Annotated in this window: 13 protein-coding genes; 4 read left to right on the top strand and 9 right to left on the bottom strand. The window is 68.8% G+C overall.

Annotation, left to right across the window (positions count from 1 at the left end; translation table 11 throughout):
- The coding region (locus tag HMPREF0591_RS33100) for a PPW family C-terminal domain-containing PPE protein (RefSeq protein WP_482804795.1) at positions 1 to 430 on the top strand (430 nt) is incomplete at its 5' end.
- A 123-nt stretch (positions 431 to 553) separates the two neighbouring features.
- Complete coding sequence (gene fadD21 / locus HMPREF0591_RS13420; protein WP_007169113.1) at positions 554 to 2293, top strand: fatty-acid--AMP ligase FAAL21/FadD21; 1740 nt, start codon at positions 554 to 556, stop codon at positions 2291 to 2293.
- 42 nt (positions 2294 to 2335) lie between these two features.
- On the opposite strand, the gene HMPREF0591_RS13415 is transcribed toward fadD21, so the two are convergent.
- The 8 genes from HMPREF0591_RS13415 to HMPREF0591_RS13380 form a co-directional block, all read right to left on the bottom strand.
- Entirely contained in the window at positions 2336 to 3673 is a 1338-nt protein-coding gene (locus HMPREF0591_RS13415; protein ID WP_007169112.1) for a cation:proton antiporter, read from the bottom strand.
- Positions 3673 to 4614, bottom strand: a complete 942-nt coding sequence (locus HMPREF0591_RS13410; protein WP_040622489.1) for a hypothetical protein — start codon at positions 4612 to 4614, stop codon at positions 3673 to 3675. Before HMPREF0591_RS13410 ends, HMPREF0591_RS13415 begins: the two co-directional genes overlap by 1 nt.
- A 121-nt stretch (positions 4615 to 4735) precedes the next feature.
- A complete protein-coding gene (locus HMPREF0591_RS13405) occupies positions 4736 to 5671 on the bottom strand; it encodes a sulfotransferase domain-containing protein (protein WP_007169110.1) in 936 nt (311 codons plus the stop codon).
- A gap of 737 nt (positions 5672 to 6408) precedes the next feature.
- Positions 6409 to 6726 carry a DUF6955 family protein gene (locus tag HMPREF0591_RS13400; protein WP_007169109.1) on the bottom strand — a complete coding sequence of 106 codons (318 nt, stop codon included), beginning with the start codon at positions 6724 to 6726 and terminating at the stop codon, positions 6409 to 6411.
- Positions 6723 to 7982 carry a sulfate adenylyltransferase gene (gene sat / locus HMPREF0591_RS13395; RefSeq protein ID WP_007169108.1) on the bottom strand — a complete coding sequence of 420 codons (1260 nt, stop codon included), beginning with the start codon at positions 7980 to 7982 and terminating at the stop codon, positions 6723 to 6725. The genes HMPREF0591_RS13400 and sat overlap by 4 nt, the downstream gene beginning before the upstream one ends.
- Positions 7983 to 8060: 78 nt before the next feature.
- Positions 8061 to 8753, bottom strand: coding sequence for an adenylyl-sulfate kinase (cysC, locus tag HMPREF0591_RS13390; RefSeq protein ID WP_007169107.1), 693 nt, complete (start codon positions 8751 to 8753; stop codon positions 8061 to 8063).
- A gap of 108 nt (positions 8754 to 8861) precedes the next feature.
- Positions 8862 to 10289: an MFS transporter gene (locus HMPREF0591_RS13385; RefSeq protein WP_007169106.1), complete on the bottom strand. Its 1428-nt coding sequence runs from the start codon at positions 10287 to 10289 to the stop codon at positions 8862 to 8864.
- A gap of 422 nt (positions 10290 to 10711) precedes the next feature.
- Positions 10712 to 12196 carry an MFS transporter gene (locus HMPREF0591_RS13380; RefSeq protein WP_040622488.1) on the bottom strand — a complete coding sequence of 495 codons (1485 nt, stop codon included), beginning with the start codon at positions 12194 to 12196 and terminating at the stop codon, positions 10712 to 10714.
- A gap of 1066 nt (positions 12197 to 13262) precedes the next feature.
- Between HMPREF0591_RS13380 and HMPREF0591_RS13375 the strand changes: the two genes are divergently transcribed.
- A complete protein-coding gene (locus HMPREF0591_RS13375) occupies positions 13263 to 14471 on the top strand; it encodes a PPE family protein (protein WP_007169101.1) in 1209 nt (402 codons plus the stop codon).
- A 95-nt stretch (positions 14472 to 14566) separates the two neighbouring features.
- Positions 14567 to 15739, top strand: coding sequence for a PPE family protein (locus HMPREF0591_RS13370; RefSeq protein WP_007169100.1), 1173 nt, complete (start codon positions 14567 to 14569; stop codon positions 15737 to 15739).
- A gap of 18 nt (positions 15740 to 15757) precedes the next feature.
- Here the strand turns inward: HMPREF0591_RS13370 and pks2 are convergent, their stop codons facing one another.
- The gene (pks2, locus tag HMPREF0591_RS13365; protein ID WP_040622487.1) at positions 15758 to 22087 is read right to left on the bottom strand and encodes a sulfolipid-1 biosynthesis phthioceranic/hydroxyphthioceranic acid synthase; all 6330 of its coding nucleotides are present in this window, start codon (positions 22085 to 22087) and stop codon (positions 15758 to 15760) included.
- Positions 22088 to 22276 lie beyond the last annotated feature (189 nt).

Raw genomic sequence — 22276 nt, 5'->3', positions numbered from 1 at the left:
GGCGCCCGCACCGGCCCCGACCAGCGGCCCGCCGCCCACGCCGTCGGGACCGCCGGTGGCGACGATGCAGGGTCTCGCCTACCTCGTCGGCGGCGTGCCGGCCGATGTTCGCCGGGCGGCGAGCACCGGCGCGCGTGCGACAAGGGCGCCGGAACTCGAGCACGCCGACGCTCCCGTGGTGGCGCAGCCTGCGGAAGAGCGTGCGCAGGGGCGGCGTCAGCGGTCGAAGACCGAGCGACTCGGCCGCCGCTACGAGTACCTGGACGCCGAGCCGACAGCCTCGGCCCGCGGTGCGGAAGCCCTGGGGTTCGCCGGGACGGCACCGGCGAAGTCCGCCACCACACCGGCGGGGTTGACCGCACTCGCCGACGACGCATTCGGCGGCACGCGGGCGCCGATGCTGCCAAGCACGTGGGACGCCGAGCCCTGATTCACGCTGCCCGACAGCCACATTCGTGCGGCCGCGCCCGATCACCCCGGTATCGGCCATCGGCGCCAGCCGAATGCGGGCGGCCACGATGCGGAACCGCGGCCAGGCGGTAACCTAACGGCCATGCAGAACGCGTCCGTGGTGTCGCTGCTGCGGGAACGCGCCGGCCTGCAGCCCGACGATGTCGCGTTCCGGTACACCGACTACGAGCACGATTGGGCGGGCGTCACCGAGACGCTGACGTGGGCCCAGCTCTACCGGCGCACCCTGAACGTCGCGCACGAGGTCAAGCGGCACGGCGCGGTCGGGGACCGGGCCGTCATCCTGGCCCCCCAGGGCCTGCCCTACATCGAGGCGTTCCTGGGGGCAATGCAGGCGGGGCTGATCGCCGTGCCGCTGTCGGTGCCGGCGGCGGGCTCGCACGACGAACGGGTCGGCGCCGTGTTGGCCGACACCGCACCGACCGTCGTCCTCACCACGTCCGCCGCCGCCGCAACCGTCACCGACTACCTCGAGCAACCGGCACCGGCGTCCAACCCGGCCGTCATCGAAGTGGACGCGCTGGACCTGGACGGCGCCGGCGCGCCGAGCATCCGGATCAGCGGCGCCCCCGACACGGCCTACCTGCAGTACACCTCCGGATCGACGCGGCTTCCCGCCGGAGTCATGATCTCGCACCGCAACCTGCAGGTGAACTTCCAGCAGCTGATGGCCGACTATTTCGCCGAGACCAACGGCGTGCCGCCGCGCGACACGTCCGTCGTCTCGTGGCTGCCCTTCTACCACGACATGGGGTTCGTCCTCGGCGTCATCGCGCCGATCCTGGGCGGCTACCGCGGCGACCTGACGAGCCCGGTCGCCTTCCTGCAGCGGCCGGCGCGCTGGATCCACGCGATGGCGAACGGCAGCCCGGTGATGTCGGCGGCGCCGAACTTCGCCTTCGAACTGGCCGTCCGCAAGACATCGGATGCCGACCTGCAAGACGTCGATCTGGGCCAGGTGCTGGGCGTCATCAGCGGCGCCGAGCGCATCCATCCGGCGACGCTGGACCGGTTCTGTAAACGGTTCGCACCGTACAACTTCCGTGAGCACATGATGCGCCCTTCCTACGGCCTGGCCGAGGCAACCGTCTACGTCGCCAGCCGCACCGCGAGCCGCGCCCCGGAGGTCGTTCACTTCGAACCCGAGAAGCTGTCCGAGGGCGCCGCGCAACGGTGTCCGGCGCAGGGCGGCTCGCCGCTCCTCAGTTACGGCACGCCGAGGTCGCCGGCGGTGCGAATCGTGGATCCGGACACCGGCAGGGAATGCCCGGCGGGCACGGTCGGGGAAATCTGGGTCCACGGCGACAACGTGGCGGGCGGCTACTGGCAGAAGCCAGAGGAGACCGAGCGCACCTTCGGCGGCGTCCTCGCCGAGCCGTCACCGGGCACGCCCGAGCGAGGATGGCTGCGCACCGGGGATCTCGGGTTCGTCTCCGAGGGCGAGATGTTCATCGTGGGGCGGATGAAGGATCTGCTCATCGTGTACGGGCGCAACCACTATCCCGAGGACATCGAATCGACCGTCCAGGGGATCACCGGGGGCCGGGTCGCGGCGATCTCCGTCCCGGTGGACGAGACCGAGAAACTGGTCACCATCATCGAATTGAAGAAGCGGGGCGATTCCGACGAGGAGGTGCTTCGCCTGCTCGACGTGGTCAAAAACGATGTCACCGCGGCGATTTCGAGCTCGCACGGCCTGAACGTCGCCGATCTCGTGCTGGTGCCGCCGGGGTCGATCCCCACCACGACGAGCGGCAAGATCCGGCGGGCCGCCTGTGTCGAGCATTACCGCCGGCAGCAGTTCACCCGGCTGGACGCCTGAGCGGCCAAGCCGCGACCCGCGCCGGGGCGCCCCTACGCCCCGTCACGACGCCGTACCGATCGCGTCCTCGGACGCGGCCGCGACAGGTTCTGCCGCTGGCGCCCCCTCCCCCGCGACGGGCGAATCCTCCTCGACGACATCGGATTTGAGCAATGGCCAGCCCCTGCGCAGCACGTAGTCGAGCCAGGCGCCCGCCAGCTGGGACGTGAGCACGGCCGCGACCACCAGGGTGGTGTAGAACTTCGAGCTGATGATGCCGGCATCGAAAGCGACGCTGGCCAGCACGATTCCGGGGCCGCCCCGGGCGTTGGTGGTGATCCCGAGGTTGATCAACTCGAGGCCCCGGAATCCCGCGAACCTCCCCGCGAGTGCCACCGACAACATTTTCACGACGCAGGTGCCGGCGATGAAGATGACGATCATCGGCAGGGAGACGCCCCGGATGAGGTCCAGCTTGAGGCCGACGATCGCGAAGTAGACCGGGATGAAGAACGCGAAGGAAACCTTGCTGATCGCGTCGATCGAGTCGGCGAAGATCGCGCGTTCGTTGTCCACGAGCGCGAAGCCCGCGAGGAAAGCCGCGAAGACGAGGTTGACATCGAGCGCCCCGGCGACCGCGCAGTAAGCCAGCAGGATCGCGATGGCATAACCGGTCGGCGAGTGTTGCGCGAGGACGTTCCAGCGCGCCTTGTTGAAGGCCTTGATCACGCGCGGCACCACCGTCAGGCCGAGCGCGAAATAGGCCACCGTGATCAGCAGGTGCAGGCCCATCTGCCACGGATGCAGGTGCGATTTCGCGGCGATCGACGTCGCGATCGCCAGCGCCAACCACAACACGATGTCCTCGAGCACCGCGACCCCGAGGATCAGCCGCGCGAAACGCGTGTCGAGGATCTTGAGGTCGGCGAAGATCTTGGAAACCACCGGCACGGACGTGACGGCGACGCCGACCGCCAGGATGATGATGAGCGATACCCGGTTGCCGTGCGGTCCGGCCAGGCTCGGACGGATCAGCTGGGGCCCGAAGGCCAGCCCCAGCAGGAACGGGATGCCGGTGCCCACGATCACCAGCCAACTCACCGTCCGACGTTCACCCTTGCCGAACAGTTGCTGCACCTCCGCTCCGGACACGAACATCAGCAGCAGTAAGCCGAGCCAGTAGACGAAGCTCAGGATGTGGGTGTTGTGCCTGGCGGTGCCGACGACGTGCTCGACGAAGTGCAGCCGGCCGAGCAGCGCGGGTCCGAGCACGATACCGGCGAGGATTTCCCCGACGACTTTCGGCTGACCGAGCTTCAGAAACAGATACCCCAGCAGCTGGGCGAGCCCGACGAGCGCGAACAGCACGCAGATAACCGCCGTCAGTTGAGAATTCGGCACTACGCCCTCCTGATGCTATTGGGAACACTCCGGCCGGCGCGGCCGTGGCCGGTGCCCCAGCGTTGATGGAACTGATAAGCGAGCGTCAATGCTCCGGACCCGATAGCCACGGAAATCGGGAAGTTGATAGTGGGCGAACCGATGACCAGGGGCAGCAGCCCGACCGCCAGTGCGGGCGGCATGCGCAGCCGCAGGAGACGCAGGGCGGCGATGCCCAACGCCATTGCGCAGGCGGCCGCGATGGCGCCGCGGCCGAACAGGCTGACCGCGCCCCATCCCGCGACCGCATTGAGGACGCACACCCCGGGCAGCGCCAACGGCTTGCCCGCCCACGGACACGTCGACGGATGGGCGAACATCTCGTAGGCGATGACGATCAGCGGCGGGAAGAGGATCAGCCGCAGGCCCGCCGTGGTGGCGCACAACGCCATCACCGTCAAGAACGCGAAAAACGGCATTACCCAGGCCGTTCCGGCAGGCGGCGACTCGAGAACGTCGTCAACGCTCGGCGTCGAGATGCCGGGCTCCGGGTACTTACGCCGGCAATGCCGTTGCCACGGCAGCAGAATCGCCACGAGGACGATCAGGCTCAGCGCGATGGAAGCCGGATAGAGCCAGGTCTTGATTCCCAGGAAGAGCGGTAGCGCCCCGGCCGCGATCCCCGGGCCGACAGTGGATTTGAGCAGTGCCAGTAGAAGCACGCAGGATGTGACGATCAGCAGGATCGCCGCGACGCCGAACGGGAGCATCCGCGTGACCAGGACACCGATGACCGCCCCCGCCACCGGCGTGACCAGGAGCCGCCCGGGCTGGCCGGCCCACTTCCCCCACGGCCTCGTCAAGACGTCGTAGGACAGCGCGGCCAACCCGGGAAACAACAGGTAGTGGCAGCCGTGCAGGTCCGCCGCCAGCACGATGTATGCCAGAGCGACTGCCGCCATGAGGAGGCGATCCCGAAGTGCCAGGCCTCGATCAGCCATAGACCCTGTGTCCTGTCGTGGCGCCGCGGGACTCCGCGTCACCACGAAGTCCCGCGCCACCGTGACGTCGTTTCCGGTGAACTCAGCCGGCCGGGAGGGTTTCGCCCTTTTCCAGCCAATGGGCGCACTCGGGGCCGAGCTTCTCGAGGGCGACCCGGTCGAAGCGCTCGACCTGCTCCGGGGTCAGCTCCTGGCGGTGGTCGCGCTTGAGCCCCTTGTGGAAAAAGGCCTTGGCGCTCGACATGTGCGATCCGCCGAAGGGCGCCATCTTCTCCGCCCGCTCGCTCATGTAGTCGAAGGAGCAGTGCTCCACGATGAGGTCCATTCGCAGCGACGCCGGGTCGATGGAGAAGAACCGGGCGAGCCGGGCGATCTGGCCCCGGAGATCCCTCTTCAGCTCCCCGTAGTGCAGCAGCAGCACGTTCGGCTCATTGCGCAGCGCCCACCACGTCTTCATGATGTCGAGCAGGTCGCAGCACTGGTACCCGTTGGTGTCCAGCCACAGGTCGAAGAACTCCTGCATGTCCTCGGGGATCACCAACGGCTTTGGGTCCCCGGACCACTCGGCGTGGATCTTGTTGATCGTCTCCATGGTCGCCGGATTGAAGTTGTACAGATAGTTGTGGAAGCTGATGCCCAGGTCTTTGCCGTTGCGCCCGACGAACACGTAGCGGGCCTCCGGGGCGATCGGCAGCGCATCGGCGGGCAGATGCGATTTCATGACGCGCCGCATTCCGGCTTCCCGCTGCTCCTTGAGCACCTTGAGCATCCCGGCGTGGTCGCCCCAGCTGGAATCCAGCCACGGCGAGGTGTCCGAGAGCCCGCCATCGGGTTCCTCACCGTTGTGCAGAATCTGCTGGACGATCCGCTGGGTCCAGGTGGTGCCGGCTTTGAACGGGTCCGCGACGACGATGTCGCTTTCGACGAAGCCGCCCTGGGCCAGGAAGTCTTCCCAGACCCTGGAATCCGAGAGGTAGTCCCGCAGGACTCTGGTAGGAGCGAGAAGTTGGTTTTCCACCGTCGATGTGCCTTCCGTAAGAACAGTTGCGAGAAACGTGATTCACACGCTCTGGCGAGCAACGCGACCCGGCTGATCGGTTCGGTAAAGGACACCTCCGCAAAACCCCGGGTCTTCATCACCCGAGAGTTCGGCAGGCGGCGTTGCTATCCAGTTGGTCGAACGGGCCACGAGCGGTCCCACCGAAGCGGGGCGAACTGACCTCGAGTCTCCTAGTCACGACCGCGTAGCGAGCCCGCTTGTCGTCCGCGCCTATTTAAACTCGTGATGATTCAAATTATGTGGTGAGCAGCTGGCAACTTCCTGTGCTGCGGTTGGACGCTTCCTGTCCTTTTGGCAGCAAACAGATCCACGCCGCGGGAGCGCGCCGTCGCCGCCCAGTTACGGGCGCGACGTCGTCCCGGCGCGTAAAAGAACGACCCGGCCGACACGCCATCCGTCGGGCCCTGGGCCGGGCGAACCGGCGATCCCGCTCCGCGTCGTTGAATGTGCCAAAAATGTGAAAACTAAACGCCCTTTCGGCCCTACCCGGGCCGACCACGGGGCGGCGCACCCCGGCCCCGCAGGGCGCCATGCGGCGGCTATGCGGACACTGGGCGGGCTGCCGGCGCGCCGCCGCGACCGAGCGCGCCAGCAAAAGGTCCATACCGTCACCGAAAGGCACCGACCGGTGACTGGGCTATCCCAATCACCGGTCGGTGCTCGCTAGCTTCTGGTACTCTTCCGCGGCCGCGACGTCAGGCTTGCGCCTCCTCGAGGAAGCGGCCCATCACGTCGGGCCCGGTGGAATGCATGTCGATCGACAGTTCGAGCAGCCTGTCCTTCGCCTTCTTCGGCAGCAACTCGATCGACTTGGTCGTGGCGGAGTCGTACTTGGCCCCGGGGAAGCGCTGCAGCACGACATCCTTCTGCTCTTCGGTCGTGTAGATCTCCAGCAGCCTCATGCCGGCGAAGGCTTCCTTTGCCGCGTCGGCCATGCCGGCCTGTTGCAACGCCTCGAGCCTCTCCTCGTTGATCCAGACGTTGACCTTGATCATCTTCTCCGTGGTGCTCATGACTCCTCCAATGCGTTCAGCGTGAAGACCGGGCGTCGGGTCTTGAGGTATTCCTCGGTCACGAAGGGTGAGCCCTCCCCGTACTTGGCGGCGGATTCCATCACGACCTCGAACACTTCGTGCCGCATCACCTTCTGCGTCGGCTTGACCTCGTCGGTCAGGATGCTTCTGATCAGGCTGCCGCTGAAGCTCTGCGACTGCGAGTCGTGGCCGCACAGGGCCGAGTTGGTGACCTCCTGACACTCCGGGCAGTACCAGTTCTCCCTGAGGAACACCGGTTTGATGCCGAGCTCGGTCCTGTGCTGCTTGAGCAGATTCTGGGCGTCGTAGGGATGGTAGAAGTCACCCACGCCCGCGTGGTCGCGCCCGAACATGTGATGGGTGCAGCCGAGGTTCGTCCGCAGGATCGCGTGGAAGATCGCCTCCCGGGGACCCGCATACCGCATGTCCCACAGCGTGAAGGACACCATGTGGACGTTGTCGCGGAAGTATCCGTTGGTCCGAAGCGCGTTCTGCGCCAACAGGATCGCCTCGTCGATGTAGTCGCCGACCCGCTTCTGGCCGATGATGGCGTTCACCAGCACGCCGGTGTTGAGATTGTCGACGGGCATGTCCTCGTTTGCGGCCAGCCAGGCCTGCTTCATCAGCGCTTCGTGGCCGGTGTGGGGCACGTTCCTGGTTTGGTGGGCGACCGCGTGCTTCCAGTCCCGCTCGGCCAGCGCCTCCATGTGCTGTTTGGGAGTGAGCCAGAAGCTCTTGAACGGCTCGTTGAAGATCGGCTCGTTGATCAGCGTGATGTCGCCGCCGATGAACCGGTTCTGGTAGGCCAGCGTCTTCTTCACGCCGGGGTGCCGCGGATCCGAAGTGCCGTAGGTCTTCTCGGCCATCCGCGCGAGGTCATACTCGTAGATCTCGGAGATCTCGAAGATGGCCATGGGCGCGTCGAGGTATTCGAGGACGACGCGGTCGCCCTCCCTGATGTTCAGCCTCGCGATTTCGTCGGCGGACATATCGAAGACGATCGGGATGCTCCACAGCGTTCCGTCCGGGAGCTGCATGTTGTCCAGCGTCCCGTCGACCTCCTGCCGCCCCATGAACCCCGTCAGGGGGGTGAAGAAGCCGTAGGAGAGGCTGATCACCTCGTGCGCGGTGGCTTTCGAGATGGGAACCCGCGGCATGCCCTTGATCTGGCCCGCGGCATTATCGGTGGATATCCGTTCCACAATGGGATTTCCGTTGTGGCCCTTGTAGTTCATGATGACCTCTTTTTCTTGTCCGTGTGATCGGCGGTTCGTGGTTGGGCGCGCCGGGCTGACACCGGCCAGCGCGGCTTGTCAGACTTCGACCATTCCTTCCCGGGGATTTTGGCTGCGGTCGAGCGCGGGAATCACTCCCGCCCGCTCGAGGTGGAGAACCACCTCGTCGGCCAGGGTCTCCGCCGGCTTCTCGCCGCCTTCGAGCCGCAACTCCGGCCGTGCCGGCGCCTCGTAGGGGTCATCGATCCCGGTGAAACCCTTGATCTCGCCGGCCCGGGCCTTCTTGTAGAGCCCCTTGGGGTCGCGCTGTTCGCAGACCTCGATGGGGGTGTCGATGAAGATCTCCTGGAAATCCCCATCGCTCAGCGTGGCGCGCACCGCGTCGCGGTCACGGCGGTAGGGGCTGATGAAGGCCGTCAAGGCGATGACGCCGGCCTCGCAGAACAGCTTGGACACCGCGCCGATTCGGCGGATGTTCTCTTCACGATCCTGGGCGGAGAAGCCCAGGCCGAACCGTTGCGCGAACTCGCTCCCGTGCCGTTCTTCGAGGATCCCCGGCCCGGCGTTCAGCCCATAGCGCACGTTGTCCCCGTCCAGCAGGAAGCTCCGCACCCCGCGCTCGTACAGCTTTTGCTCGACGAGGTTCGCGACCGTGCTCTTGCCGCTGCCGCTCAGCCCGGTGAACCAGATGACGCATCCGCGATGGCCGTTGAGTTTCTCGCGCTCATCGCGACTGATGTTGTGCTCGTGCCAGGTGATGTTGTTGGACATTTCCTTCTAGCTCCTCGTGGGATGTGGACATGGGATGTGAACATGGGATGTGAACATGGGATGTGAACAGACCGTGGGTATTTCATCGATGCCCGATCGCGCATGGCGTCACGTTTTGACCGTCTCCCCCGCCGTGGTTTCCCGCGACGCCGCCGAGATCGACGCGTGCCGGCTCTGTGGCCGCACGTAGCGGGCCCACACCAGCAGTGCCGCCACGACGTAACACGCCAGGAAGATGCAGAATGCCGGGGTTTCGGTGCCTTCGGTGTCATAGGACTGCCGCAGTGTCAGGTCGATTCCCACCCCGCCCAGCGCGCCGAAGGCCCCGGCGAAACCGATCAGCGCCCCCGACCGGACCCGGGCCCAATGGTGGCGTTCGCCGTTGCCGAGACCAAGCGCGCGACCGCGCTCCTCGAAGACCGACGGGATCAGCTTGTACACCGCCCCTTTGGCCGCGCCGCAGAAGATGAACAGCGCGATGAAGCCGACGATGTAGCCCACCATCGTCGGCCCCGTCACGTCGGCGCTCCGCTCCTCGGCGGCGTCCGCTTGCATGCTGACCCCGACCAGCAACGCGCCGGCAACGATGGCGGCGACGAAGACGGTCAGCGTGACCCGGCCGCCGCCGAAGCGGTCGCTCACCTTGCCGCCGACTATGCGCGCCAGCGATCCGAGCAGCGGGCCGATGAAGGCGATCTCGGCGGCGTGCAGCGCCGCCTGGCTGTGGCTTTCCCCGGCCGCCGTGAAGTTGTGCGCCAACACCTGGCCGAAGGCGAACGCGAAACCGAGGAACGACCCCGACGCGCACATGTAGCAGAACGAGATGGCCCAGGAGTCGGGCACCGACATGATCGCGCGCAGGTTGTGCAGCGACAGGCCCGTGCGGTGCGCGACGACGTTGTCCATGAACAGCGCCGCGCCGATGCCGCCGATCGCGAGCAGCACCAGGTAGATCGCGCAGACCCAGTACGGCGCCTCATGCCCGGCGGTGGCCAGCACCACCAGTCCGACGGCCTGAATGCCGGCGGAACCGAGGTTGGCCATCCCGCCGATGAGGCCGAGCGTCACTCCCTTGAGGCGTTGCGGGAACAGGCCGTCGACTTTGGCCAGCGACGCCGAGTAGTTGCCGCCGCCCAGGCCGGTCAGCGCCGCGCACACCAGGTATGGCCACAAGGGCAAGCCGGGATGGGCCAGCAGCACGATCGCGCCGGCGGTCGGGATGAGCAGCACGGCCGCCGAGATCATCGTCCAGTTGCGCCCGCCGAACCAATTGGCGGCCATCGCGTAGGGGATGCGGGCCAGCCCGCCCACCAGGGAGGCTACGGCGCCGATCAACAGCTTGTCGCCGGTGGAGAAGCCGTAAACCGATTGCGGCATGAACAGCACCATCACCGACCACAGGTACCAAATCGAGAAGGCGACATGGACGTTCACGACCTGCCAGAACAGGTTCCGGCGGGCGATGACGCGGTTTCCGTTGTCCCAGGCCGCGGCGTCCTCTGGGTCCCAGACCGCGATGCGATGCGAACGCGCCACGCGATATCCACCTTTCGCCGACGATGCTGTCGCGCCCCTGACCCCGCCGCCCTGAGAACCCAGGGAGTCCGGCCCGGCCAGGTTCGTCAACAACTCAGTGCTTGCCAACCCGGACAGCGCGCGCCCGTTGGGCTTTGGGCGCAGAGCCGGCCGTTTCCAGGTATCTGCGAAACCCGAACGGCCACTCGTCGTCCTCCACGTCACGTACGACTGCATGCCTTGCCAGCCGGCGGTGCTGAACCTTCCGCAGGAACCGTCGGCCACCGACATTGACAGCCAATCGCGGCTTATCCCACGCCTCCTTCGTCGAGTAAAACGCCGGTGCGCCCACTTTACAACTTAAGATGGTCAACTTACAGGAGATTTACAGCCAAAGCTTCGCCGTCGCCCCCGCGGGTCGACTCAACGACCCGGATTCGGCCTCACGGACGCGCCACCCGCGCGTCGGCGGAATGGGCACGGTGCATCCGCGCCACCACCAGCGACGTCGCAGCCGACCCCTGCGGGAGGGCGCCTTCCTGCCCGGGCGGCACCGGCCCCGGCGCGGGCATGGTCCGTGGTCGCCCGTACCGCACCCAGGCCAGCAGGGCGGCCGCGACGTAGCACGCGAGGAAGATCCAATACGCGGGCGTCTCGGTACCGGCGCTGTCGTAGGACTGGCGCAGGGCCAGGTTGATTCCCACGCCGCCGAGCGCGCCGAACGCCCCGGCGAAACCGATCAAGGTTCCGGATCGGACCCGCGCCCACTGCCGGCGTTCGGTGTCGCCGAGATTCAGTTCCCGGCTGCGCTCGTCGAAGACCGAAGGGATCAGCTTGTACACCGAGCCCTTGCCCGCGCCGGAAAAGACGAACAGCGCGATGAAGCCGACGATGTAGCCCACCATGGTGAACACCGTCACCGGCTTGCCCGCGCCGCGGGTCATGTCGTCGTGGGTGCTGACCGCGACCAGAAACCCGCCGCCCACGATCATGCACACCAACAACGCCACACTGACGCGGCCACCGCCGAAGCGGTCGCTGAGCTTGCCGCCGGCCACCCGCGCCACCGATCCCAACAGCGGTCCCGCGAAGGCGACCTCGGCCGCGTGCAGCGCCGCCTGGGCGTGGCTTTGCCCACCCAAGAAAAAGTTGTGCTGGAGCACCTGGCCGAAGGCGAAGGCGAAGCCGAGAAACGAACCGGAGCAACACAGATAAAGGAACGCGATGCCCCAGGAGTCGGGGACCCGCAACACCTCTTTGAGGTGGCTCATGTCGATGCGGTAGTGCAGGTTGTCCATGAACAGCGCCGCGCCGAGGCCGGCGACGGCCAGCAGCACCAGGTATACCGCGCACACCCAGTACGGCGCCTCGTGTCCCGCCGTGGCCAGCACGAACAGGCCCACGGCCTGGATGACCGCCGAGCCGAGATTCGCGATCCCGCCCGTCAGGCCCAGTGCGAAGCCCTTGAGCCGCTGCGGGAAGAACGCCTCGGCGGTGGACAGCGAGGCCGAATAGTTGGCGCCGCCCAATCCGGTCAGGGCGGCGCAGATCAGGTACGGCCACAACGGCAGCCCCGGATGGTTCAGCAGCACAATGGTTCCCGCGGTGGGAATCAGCAGTATGGCCGACGAGAACATCGCCCAGTTGCGCCCGCCGAATCGGGCACCCGCCATCGCGTAGGGGATGCGCGCGACCGCCCCGACCAACGACGCCGTGGCCCCCATCAGCAGCTTGTCGCCGGTCGAGAAACCGTACGTCGACACCGGCATGAACAGCACCATCACCGACCAGAGGTACCAGATGGAGAAGGCGACGTGCGCGGTGGCGATCGACCAGATCAGGTTGCGACGGGCGATGGCGCTGTTGCCGACGTCCCACGCGGCGACATCCTCTGGGTCCCAGTCCGGGATGCGTTGGGTACGCGTCATGCGTGAGTTACCTTTCACCGGTCACGTCGGCCGCCATCGCGCTCCTTGGCGGCCGGTTCCATTGGGGCGATTGCTGATTCAGCATCGGGTGATCGAGATCGATCCGCTGTCAGCCCTCTTCGCGTTGTCCTCACGTGCGCGAGGCCGTTCGGCCGCGAACGCCCGCGGTCGGCCGGCCGCGCGTCGAATCAACATTCGATGGAACCCTCGGCGTCAGCGGTGACGCACAAATGCAGCGGTTCCATCAACGTCGCGCGCCGCCGCCCACCGGTACGTCCCGGGTGGGTACGCGGTATGGCCAACCGACCGACAGTCAAATCGAAATGCGCGCGTTCGACAACTCGAATCACGCGTTTACAGGACATTTCCAGCCAACCTCACCGATATGTCCAGATATGAACCGCCCCAACGAATTTATACAGTCGCCTCCGTGAAAAAAGCCCGCCGCTTTGACATATCGATGGGACGCGCGAGGCTAATCCGGGCACGCGAGGCCGGCGCAGGTAAGACGCCCCCCCGGGCGGGTCAGCGGCCACCTTTGCCGGCTGCGGGGACCACCTCCCCGGCACCGCTCACCAGAGGGTTTGCTGTCGGGGTCAGCCCTTGCCGCGGCGGCGACCGATCGAAGCCGCGACACTTTGAGCGAATCCCGCGGACGGCCGTCGCCACCCGCGCGACGCGCATATCTGGACGTACCGGTGAAGTTAGCTGGAAATCTCCTGTACATCAACGATTTCGCGTTGCCGAATGCGCGCAATTCGGTTTAACTGCGAAATAGGTAAACCACGTTGCTAATGCGGTAGCTCCGCAATTGGCAAGGCGCGATGGCGCCGGGGACCGCCATAATTCGCACGTCATCGCCGACGGCCGACGGCCCCCCGGAACAATGCAGTCCATTTGTGCGGCAGCCGCGAGGCGAAGGACAACTGGCCATTCATTTGGTCATGCCCGGGCCCGCGCCCGCCGTATCGGCCGAGTTCTCTGGGATCCCGCGATCTCGGCCGATCCGCCGGGCCGGACGTGCCGCGGATTCGCTGCCCGCGACCGGCTGACGAAGGGGGACCACATGCTCGACTACGGGGCACTGCCGCCCGAAATCAATTCGGGCCGAATGTATTCGGGTCCCGGATCCGGACCGATGCTGGCGGCGGCCGCGGCGTGGGACGTCTTGGCCAACGGGCTGGAATCGGCGGCGCGCGGGTACACCGCGGCGCTGGCGCAATTGCAAGGCGAAAGTTGGTCTGGCGGTGCGTCAACGGCGATGGCCGGTGCGGCGGCGCCCTACCTGGCGTGGGTGACCGACGCGGGCGTGCAGGCCGAAGAGGCCGCCAGCCAGGCCCGGGCGGCCGCGGCGGCCTTCGAGGCCGCCTTCGGCGCCACCGTGCCGCCCGCACTCGTGGCTGCCAACCGCGCCCAGCTGCGGGCGCTGGTGGCGACGAACGTGTTCGGGCAGAACACCGCGATGATCGGGGCGACCGAGTCCGCGTACGAACAGATGTGGGCGCAAGACGCCGCCGCGATGTACGGGTACGCCGGGTCCTCGTCGGCCGCGACGACGCTGCGGCAGTTCACCCAGCCGCCGCAGACCACCAACGCCGGCGCGCAATCCGCGCAGGCCGCCGCAGTCGGCCAGGCCACCGGCACCTCAGCCGCCGGGAGCGCCCAGCGCACCCTGTCCCAACTGACATCGGCTGTGCCGCAGCAGTTGCAGACCCTTGCGTCGGGGGGCGCGGCGGGCTCCTCGGCGGCTCCCACCTCGGCGGGATCCTCGGTGCTGACCGCATTCAGCAATTTCAATACCCTTACCGGCCCGGCGGGCTTGGCCTCCAACTTCAGTCGTACCAGCACCTCGGCGATGAGCGGCTACACCGGGATATACCGGTCTTCCATCCAAGCCGGCAAAGATGCCGCCAGGGCGGCGGCCACCCCCGCCATCAGCAGCGAGGCGGCGGCCTTGAGTTCGGCCGGCGCGCGCCCTGCGGTGCTGGCGAGCACGGGCAATGCGACGGCGGTGGGGAGGCTGTCCGTTCCGCAGACCTGGGCCACGACGAATCCGGCGGCCGTCACGGTTGCCGATGCGCACTGGCTGTCGGACACCGAGCTCGACGGTGGGCCGTCGTGGCACGAAGGACCGCCGACCAACATGTTCAACGGGGTGCCGGCAACGAGCGCCGGGGCGTCGTCTTCCGGGCTGTTGTCACGTCCCTCGGTCAACAACGTGTTGCGGGTGGCGCCACGCCAATTCAAGATGCCGCGCCCTTCGGTGGGCGGCTAGCGGCGATTCGCGCCCGTCAGCGCACACAGCACCGCAGATTGTTCGTTGCGCGAGGCCCGCGCGACGGTTGACACCCGGCCAGGAAAGGGACTTGGATGTTTGATTTCGGGGCGCTGCCGCCCGAAATCAACTCGGCGAGAATGTATTCCGGGCCGGGTGCGGGGCCGCTGATGGCGGCCGCGGCGGCCTGGGACGCCCTGGCCGCAGAGCTGGAGTCATACGCGATCGGATACTCCTCGGTTGTCGCCGACTTGAGCCAAAGCTGGTCGGGCGGTGCGGCCATGGCGATGGCGGCCGCCGCCGCACCGTATGTGGCGTGGGCCTCGGCGACGATGACGCTCGCCGAGCAGGCGGCAGCCCAGGCCCGCGCGGCGGCGGGCGCGTACGAGGCGGCATTCGCCGCGACGGTGCCTCCCGCGGTGGTCGCCGCCAACCGCGCGCGGCTGGCGATTCTGGTCGCCACCAACTTCTTCGGCCAGAACACGCCGGCGATCGCGGCGACCGAACTCGAATACGCCGAGATGTGGGCCCAGGACGCCGCCGCGATGTACGGGTACGCCGCGTCCGCTTCCGCCGCGACCGCGCTGACGCCGTTCGCCCCGCCGCCGCGGACCACGAGCGACGCCGGGCAATCCGGTCAGGCCGCCGCGGTCGCCCAAGCGACGGGCACCTCGACCGCCGGGCATGCCCAGACGACGGTGGCAGGGCTGGCGCCCGCCATTTCGCAACAGCTGCAGACACTTTCGGCGGCGGGCGCTTCGAGCCCGGGCACCTCGCCAGCGTCCACCTCGGCGGAGTCGTCGGTACTCACCGCATTCAGTGACTTCAACACCCTGACCGGACCGGCGAATCTCGGCGCGGCCTTCAGCCGTACGGAAACGTCGGGCATGAGCGGCGGGACGGGCCTCTACCGCTCCGACATCCAATCCGGCTCCGCCGGTGCCCCCGTTCCCCGGGTCACCACGGTCGGGGCTCAGACGGCGGGCTCGGCGGGGCTGCGCGGTCCGGTGCTGGCCGACGCGGGCAGGGCGGTGCCGATCGGCAGACTGTCGGTGCCGCAGAACTGGGTGACGGCCAGCCCCGCCGGCGACCCGGCGCCGTTGCGGGAAGCGGGTTTTCGGGCGGCACCGCCGTCCGAGGCCCACTCGCCCGCGAGCACGTTGGGCGGCGTACCGCCCGTGCGGCCGGGGCGGGGAGTCACCGGGGTGCCCGTCCTGCGCAACGGGCGGCGCGCTTTCAAGATGCCCCGTCCGACGTTCGGCGGCTGACCGACTCCCCCGCCCCGGTCACGACGCGGATGGCGCGACCTCCGAGGCGGCCAGCTCGTCGCACAGATGGTCCGCCAAATCGCGAACCGTGGTGATCTTGGTGGGGCTGACGCGCACGCCGGTTTCGGTTTCGATGCGGGTTCGCAACTCCAGGTTGCCCAGCGAGTCCAGCCCGTAGTCGGACAACGGACGGTCGGGATCTATTGTGCGCCGCAGCAATAGGCTGATCTGGCCGGAGACCAGCCGTCGGATGGCGCTCGGCCATTCGTCGCGGGGCAGCGCCCCCAGTTCGGCCAGGAACTTGCCCGTGTCGGGCCTGCCCTGGCCCATCGATCCGAACGCCTCGGCGAAGCGGCTGCGTTGCGCGAACGAGGTGAGCCAGGGCGTTCCGATGATCGGCGCATAGCCGGAGTAGGGGCGGTCATAGCGCAACAGCGACTCGAAGGCGTGGTAGCCCTCCGCCGGCGTGATCGCGGTGCCGGCGTCTTCCGCCAGGGCGGTGGCGCGGCCGACTTCCGACCATGCGCCCCAGGCGATCGCGCAACCCGGCAGCCCCTGTGTGCGCCGCCAGAAGGCGAACGCGTCCAGCCAACTGTTGGCCGCCGCGTACGCGCCCTGCCCCGGGGAGCCGACCAGGGCGGCGGCCGAGGAGAACGAGCAGAACCAGTCCAGCGGCCGCCCGCCCGTTCCCTCTTGCAGGACACGGTGCAGATTCCAGGCCCCGTAAACCTTCGGCGCCCAGCACCGGTCGATGAGTTCGTCGCTGACGTTGGTCAGCGTGGCGTCCTCGACGACCGCCGCCGCGTGCAACACCCCGCGCACCGGCAGCCCCGTAGCCGCCGCGCACGCCACCAGGCGTTCGGCCGTGGCCGGCTCGGCGATGTCGCCGCACTCGACCGCGATGTCGGCCCCGGCCGCCCGGAGGCGTTCAATGGCAAGGCGCGCTTGGTCGTTCGGCGCCGAGCGGGAGTTCAGCACGATCCGCCCGGCACCTCGGGCCGCCATCTCACCGGCCAAGAACAGCCCCAGCCCGCCGATGCCCCCGGTGACGATGTAGGCGCCGTCGGGGCGGAACGGGCGGACGTCCTCCGGGGAGACCGCGGCCACGCTGCGTCCCGCGCGCGGCACGTCGAGCACCACCTTCCCGGTGTGCCCGGCCGCGCCGACCAGGCGGACGGCGGCGGCCGCGTCGTGGATCGGGTAGTGCGTGGTCCGCGGCATCGGCAACTCGCCGTCGGCCGTCCGTTGGTACACGGTGGTCAACAGGCGGCGGACCGTCTGCGGGTGGCTGAACGTCAACAGGCCCAGGTCGACCGCGAACAGAGACAGGTTGCGGCGGAACGGAAACAGCCCGAGCTGGCTGTCGCGGTAGATGTCCCGCTTGCCCAACTCGATGAACCGCCCGCCGAAGGCCAGCAACTCGATTCCGGCGCGCTGGGCGGCGCCCGGCAGCGAGTTGAGCACCACGTCGACGCCGTATCCGCCGGTGTCACGGCGGATCTCGTCGGCGAACGCCGCGCTGCGCGAGTCGTAGACGTGCTCTATCCCCATGTCGCGCAGCAATTGCCGGCGCTGCGGGCTGCCGGCGGTCGCGAAGATCTGGCAGCCCACGGCGCGGGCGATCGCGATGGCCGCCTGTCCGACGCCGCCGGTGCCGGAGTGGATGAGCACCTTGTCGGTCGGCGCGATGCGGGCCAGGTCGTGCAGGCCGTACCAGGCGGTCGCCGAGGCGGTGGGCACCGCGGCGGCGTCTTCCAGCGCCATGCCGGCCGGGAGGGTGACCGCGTGCCGGGCGTCGGCGATGACGAAGGTACCCCAGCAGCCGTTGCGGGACATGCCGCCGACGCGATCGCCGACCTCGTGCTCGGTGACATCCGGCCCGACGGCCGTCACCACGCCGGCGAAGTCGCCCCCCAGCTGCTGCTGGTAGCCCTCGAAGGTGGGATAACGACCGAAGGCGACCAGGACGTCGGCGAAGTTGACGGTGGACGCGGCGACCGCGACCTCGATCTCCCCCGGCCCGGGCGGGACGCGGTCGAACGCGACGAACTCCAGCGATTCCAGGTCGCCGGGCGCGCGGACCTGCAGGCGCATGCCGTCCCGGTCGTGGTCGACGAACGTGGTCCTCCGTTCGGCCGGCCGCAGCGGGCCGGGCCGCAGCCGCGCGGTGTACCACTGGCCGTGCCGCCACCCGGTCTCGTCCTCCTCCGACCCGCTTGTCAGCTGCGCCGCAATGCTTTCCGGTGCGGTGACCCCGTCGACGTCGACCTGGGTGACGCTCAGGTGCGGGTGCTCGGAATCGATCACCCGCAGCAGCCCGCGCAGCCCGGTCTGCTCCAGGTTGGCCACGTCCCCCGCAACCACGCTCGCGGCGTTCCTGGTCACCACGAAAAGCCGGGGCGATTCACCTGGCAGCTCGGAGAGCTCCCGGGCGATCGTCACGAGGTGGGACACGTAGTCGCGACCGCGCCGCGCCTCGTCGGCCCCGCCGACCCGCTGCCCGGTCACCACGACGACACCCGTCAGGCCCTTGAGCGGTCCGTGCCCATTCGAGGCGGCCGGGCCCTGGCCGCCCAGCAGCGTGCGCAGCCGGGCGGTCCCCGCCGACCCGAGCGGCACCGACACCGTGGTGCATTGCCCGCCATCGGCATTCAGCGCCTCGCTCAGTTGCGCCGTCAGCGGATCCGTCGCCTCGCACGCGCTGAGCAGCAGCCACGAGCCGGGCTCCGCCCGCGACGGGTCCGGCAGTTGGCGCGGCTCCCACTCGATGGTCAACAACCGCTCGTTGAGCAGCCTGTGGGCCCGCTCGTGCTCGGAGACCCCGCCGGCCAGCCGCAGCCCCTCGACGGTCAGCAGCACGGTGCCCGACTGGTCCAGCACGTCGAGGTCCGCCTCGCACTCGCCGGGGCGAGACGACGTCACCCGCGCGAGGCAGTATTGCGCGTTCCGCGTCGAGCAATAGGTGCGCAACCGCCGCACACCCACCGGCAGCAGCAGGCCGCCGGCGCTCGCCCGCTGCACCTCGGGATGGACGACCACCGACTGGAAGCACGCGTCCAGCAGGGCCGGATGGATCGCGTAGCCCGACTGCTGCGAGCGGATCGCCCCGGGAAGCGCGACCTCGGCGAGCACCGTGCCGACGCCCCCGTCGGCGACGAGTGCCGCCGCCAAACCCGAAAAGGCCGGGCCGTACTGAATCCCGGCCGCATCGAAGGCTTTTCGCAGTTCCGCCCCGTCCATGCCGGACGGGTGATTGCCGATCAGCGTCGACATGTCATGGGCCGGCGGCTGCCGCAGCTCCGCCTCGTCGGCTCCGCCGAGCGCCCGCAGTACGGCGGCCGCGCGGCGCACGCGCTCGCCCTCTTCGTGGGTGTCCACCGTGAACTCGAGGACGCCGGGCGCGGCGACCGTCGCCGCGCACGACGCCCGCGTCCGGTCGTCCAGCAACAACGTCTGCTCGAACGTGACGTCGCGGACCTCGCACCGTTCGCCGACGGCCGCACGCGCCGCGGCGAGCGCCATCTCGCAATAGGCGGCGCCGGGAAATGCTGCCACGCCGTGGATTTGGTGGTCGCCGAGCCACGGGTGCGCCTCGGTGCCGACGTCGCCCTGCCAGACGTGCCGCTCGGGCTCCTCGTGCAGGTGCACGTGCGCACCGAGCAGTGGATGGACGGGGAGGATTGAGGCGCCGTGCGCGTGCTCCTTGTCCTCGCGGCTGAGCAGCAGCCTGCGGTGCGTCCACGTCGGGAGCGGGGCGTCCACCAAGCGCCCGCTGGGGTACAGCACCGAGAAATCGACCGCGGCGCCGGCGCTGTGCACGTCGGCGACGAAGCCGCGCAGGCCGACCGGCAGCTCCTGCTCCCTGCGCATGGCGGCCAGCGCCGCGATGGGCATGTCGAGGCTGCCGGCGTTCTGCTCGACCGCATGGGTGAGCAGCGGATGCGGCGCCAGCTCCCCGAAGACCCGGAAGCCGTCCTTGAGGGCGGCCTGCACCGCCGCGGCGAATCGCACGGTGTAGCGCAGGTTTTCGGCCCAGTAGTCGCCGGTGAACGACGGCCGCTCGCGGGGATCCCACAGCGTCGCCGAGTAGTAGGGAACCTCCGGCTCGCGCGGCTCGAGGCCGGCCAGCGCGTCGACCAGCTCGTCGAGGATCGGCTCCACCTGCGGCGAATGCGAGGCCACGTCCACCGCCACCTCGCGCGCCAGCACGTCCTGCTCTTGCCAGGACGTGACCAGGTCGCGGATCGTCTGTGTGTCGCCGCCGACGACCGTCGACGTCGGTGAGGCGACGACGGACAGGACGACATCGGAAACCCCGCGGATGGACAGCTCCGACAACACCTGCTGGCCGGGCAGTTCCACCGAGGCCATCGCGCCGCTGCCGGCGATCCGGGCCATCAGCCGGGAGCGGCGGCAGATGACGCGCACCCCGTCTCGCAGCGACAGCCCGCCCGCGACGACCGCCGCCGCGGATTCACCGAGGGAATGCCCGATGACGGCGCCGGGACGCACGCCGTACGACCTCATCGCCGCGGCCAGCGCGACCTGCATCGCGAAGATCGTGGGCTGCACCCGGTCGATGCCGGTCACCACCTCCGGCGCGGACATGGCCTCGGTCACCGAGAATCCCGACTCTTCGGCGATCAGCGGCTCCAGCTCGGCGATGGTCGCCGCGAACATCGGTTCCCTGGCCAGCAGTTCGGCGCCCATCCGCGGCCACTGCGACCCCTGTCCGGAGAACACCCACACCGGCCCCAGGTCGTCCTGGCCGACGGCGGGCTCGTACGGGACGTCGGTGGTGGCCACGTCGCGCAGGACCGCGCTCAGCTCGCCGAAGTCGCCGGCCGAGACCACCGTCCGCACCGGCCGGTGTGCCCGGCGGCGCGCCAGGGTGTAGCCGAGGTCGTGCAGGCCCGCGGTGCCGGCGCCGCCGGTGTGCTCGTCGACCCAGTCGGCGAGCCGGGCGGCCGTCACGCGCAGCTGCTCCGCGGACGTGGCCGACACCGGGAACAACAACGCCCCGTCGCCGTTCGTCGGGTCGGGCACGCCGGCCGGCGCGGGCGCCTGCTCCAGGACGGCGTGCACATTGGTGCCCGACATTCCGTAGGACGACACCGCGGCGCGGCGCGGGTGCCGGCCGTCGGTCGGCCAGGGCGTGTTGGCCTGCGGCACAAACAGTTCGGTCTTGATCCGGGTCATCTCGTCGGGCAGCCGGGTGAAGTGCAGGTTTTGCGGCACCACGCCGTGCTGCAGCGCGAGGATCGCCTTCATCAACCCCAGCGGTCCGGAGGTGGACTGCGTGTGGCCGAAATTCGTCTTCACCGACCCGAGAGCGCAGGGCCCACCGGTGCCGTACACGGCGGCCAGGCTCGAGTATTCGATCGGGTCCCCCACCGGCGTGCCGGTGCCGTGCGCCTCGACGAAGCCGACCGTGGTGGGGTCGACGCCGGCCGTGTCGAGGGCTTTCCGGTACACGGCCACCTGGGCGGTTTCCGACGGCGCGGCGATGTTCACGGTGCGGCCGTCCTGGTTGGCCGCGGTGCCGCGGACGACGGCCAGGACGCGATCGCCGTCGCGTTGCGCGTCGTCGAGCCGCTTGAGCAGCAGCACGACGCAGCCCTCGCCGGACACGAAGCCGTCGGCGCCGGCGTCGAAGGCGTGGCAGCGACCGGTCGGCGACAACATGCCCTGCAGCGACCCGGAGACCGACTTGCGCGGTTCGAGTGTCACGACCACGCCGCCGGCCAGGGCGACGTCGCTTTCCCCGCTGTACAGGCTGCCGCAGGCCTGGTGGACGGCCATCAGGCCGGACGAGCACGCGGTGTCCACGGTCACCGCCGGGCCGTGCAGACCCAGGGTGTAGGCGATCCGGCCGGACGCGAAGCTGTTGCTGGTTCCGGTGAACCCGTACGGGCCTTCGGCGGCACCGCAGTCGGCGGACAGCAGTTCGTAGTCGCCGTGGGTGAGCCCGACGAAGACGCCGGTCTGCGAGTGGGACAGGTCCGCGGGATCGAGGCCCGCGTGCTCGATGGCGTCCCATGACGTTTCCAGCAGCAAGCGGTGTTGCGGGTCGATCGCGGTGGCCTCGCGCTCGGTCATCCCGAAGAAGTCGCAGTCGAAGCCCGCGACGTCGTCCAGGAAGGCGCCCCACCGCGTGACCGACCGGCCGGGCACGCCGGGTTCGGGGTCGTAGTAGAGGTCCGCGTCCCAGCGGTCGGCGGGGATCTCGCCCACGAGGTCATCGCCGCGCAACAATGCGTCCCAGAGCCGTTGCGGAGAATCGATCCCACCGGGAAGTCGGCAGGCCATACCGATCACAGCAACGGGTGTGGCGGTTGCGACACGCAATGCACAGTCCCCTGTTCTCCCCCAACGGCGTTGGGCAATCGTGCGGTGCCAGCTTACCGACCCAACCTGCGTTCGCCACATCGGCGTTCCGGGCGTGGCGGAAACCGCTCGTCGCGCCATCCCCACACGCGCGAAAATCGTTTGCCCGCAATCCAATTCGGACGGGACACGGCCCGCCGCGGCCGGGTG

The organism is Mycobacterium parascrofulaceum ATCC BAA-614 (assembly GCF_000164135.1).
GTDB lineage: Bacteria > Actinomycetota > Actinomycetes > Mycobacteriales > Mycobacteriaceae > Mycobacterium > Mycobacterium parascrofulaceum.
The sequence above is the reverse complement of the archived record's forward strand: the minus strand, read 5'-3'. Positions and strand labels throughout refer to the sequence as shown.

Bases quoted from the DNA above. Each gene is read 5' to 3' on its own strand.
- fadD21 (WP_007169113.1), top strand. From the start codon at position 554: ATGCAGAACGCGTCCGTGGTGTCGCTGCTGCGGGAACGCGCCGGCCTG.
- HMPREF0591_RS13400 (WP_007169109.1), bottom strand. From the start codon at position 6,726: ATGAGCACCACGGAGAAGATGATCAAGGTCAACGTCTGGATCAACGAG.
- HMPREF0591_RS13380 (WP_040622488.1), bottom strand. From the start codon at position 12,196: ATGACGCGTACCCAACGCATCCCGGACTGGGACCCAGAGGATGTCGCC.
- sat (WP_007169108.1), bottom strand. From the start codon at position 7,982: ATGAACTACAAGGGCCACAACGGAAATCCCATTGTGGAACGGATATCC.
- HMPREF0591_RS13410 (WP_040622489.1), bottom strand. From the start codon at position 4,614: ATGGCGGCAGTCGCTCTGGCATACATCGTGCTGGCGGCGGACCTGCAC.
- HMPREF0591_RS13375 (WP_007169101.1), top strand. From the start codon at position 13,263: ATGCTCGACTACGGGGCACTGCCGCCCGAAATCAATTCGGGCCGAATG.
- HMPREF0591_RS13370 (WP_007169100.1), top strand. From the start codon at position 14,567: ATGTTTGATTTCGGGGCGCTGCCGCCCGAAATCAACTCGGCGAGAATG.
- cysC (WP_007169107.1), bottom strand. From the start codon at position 8,753: ATGTCCAACAACATCACCTGGCACGAGCACAACATCAGTCGCGATGAG.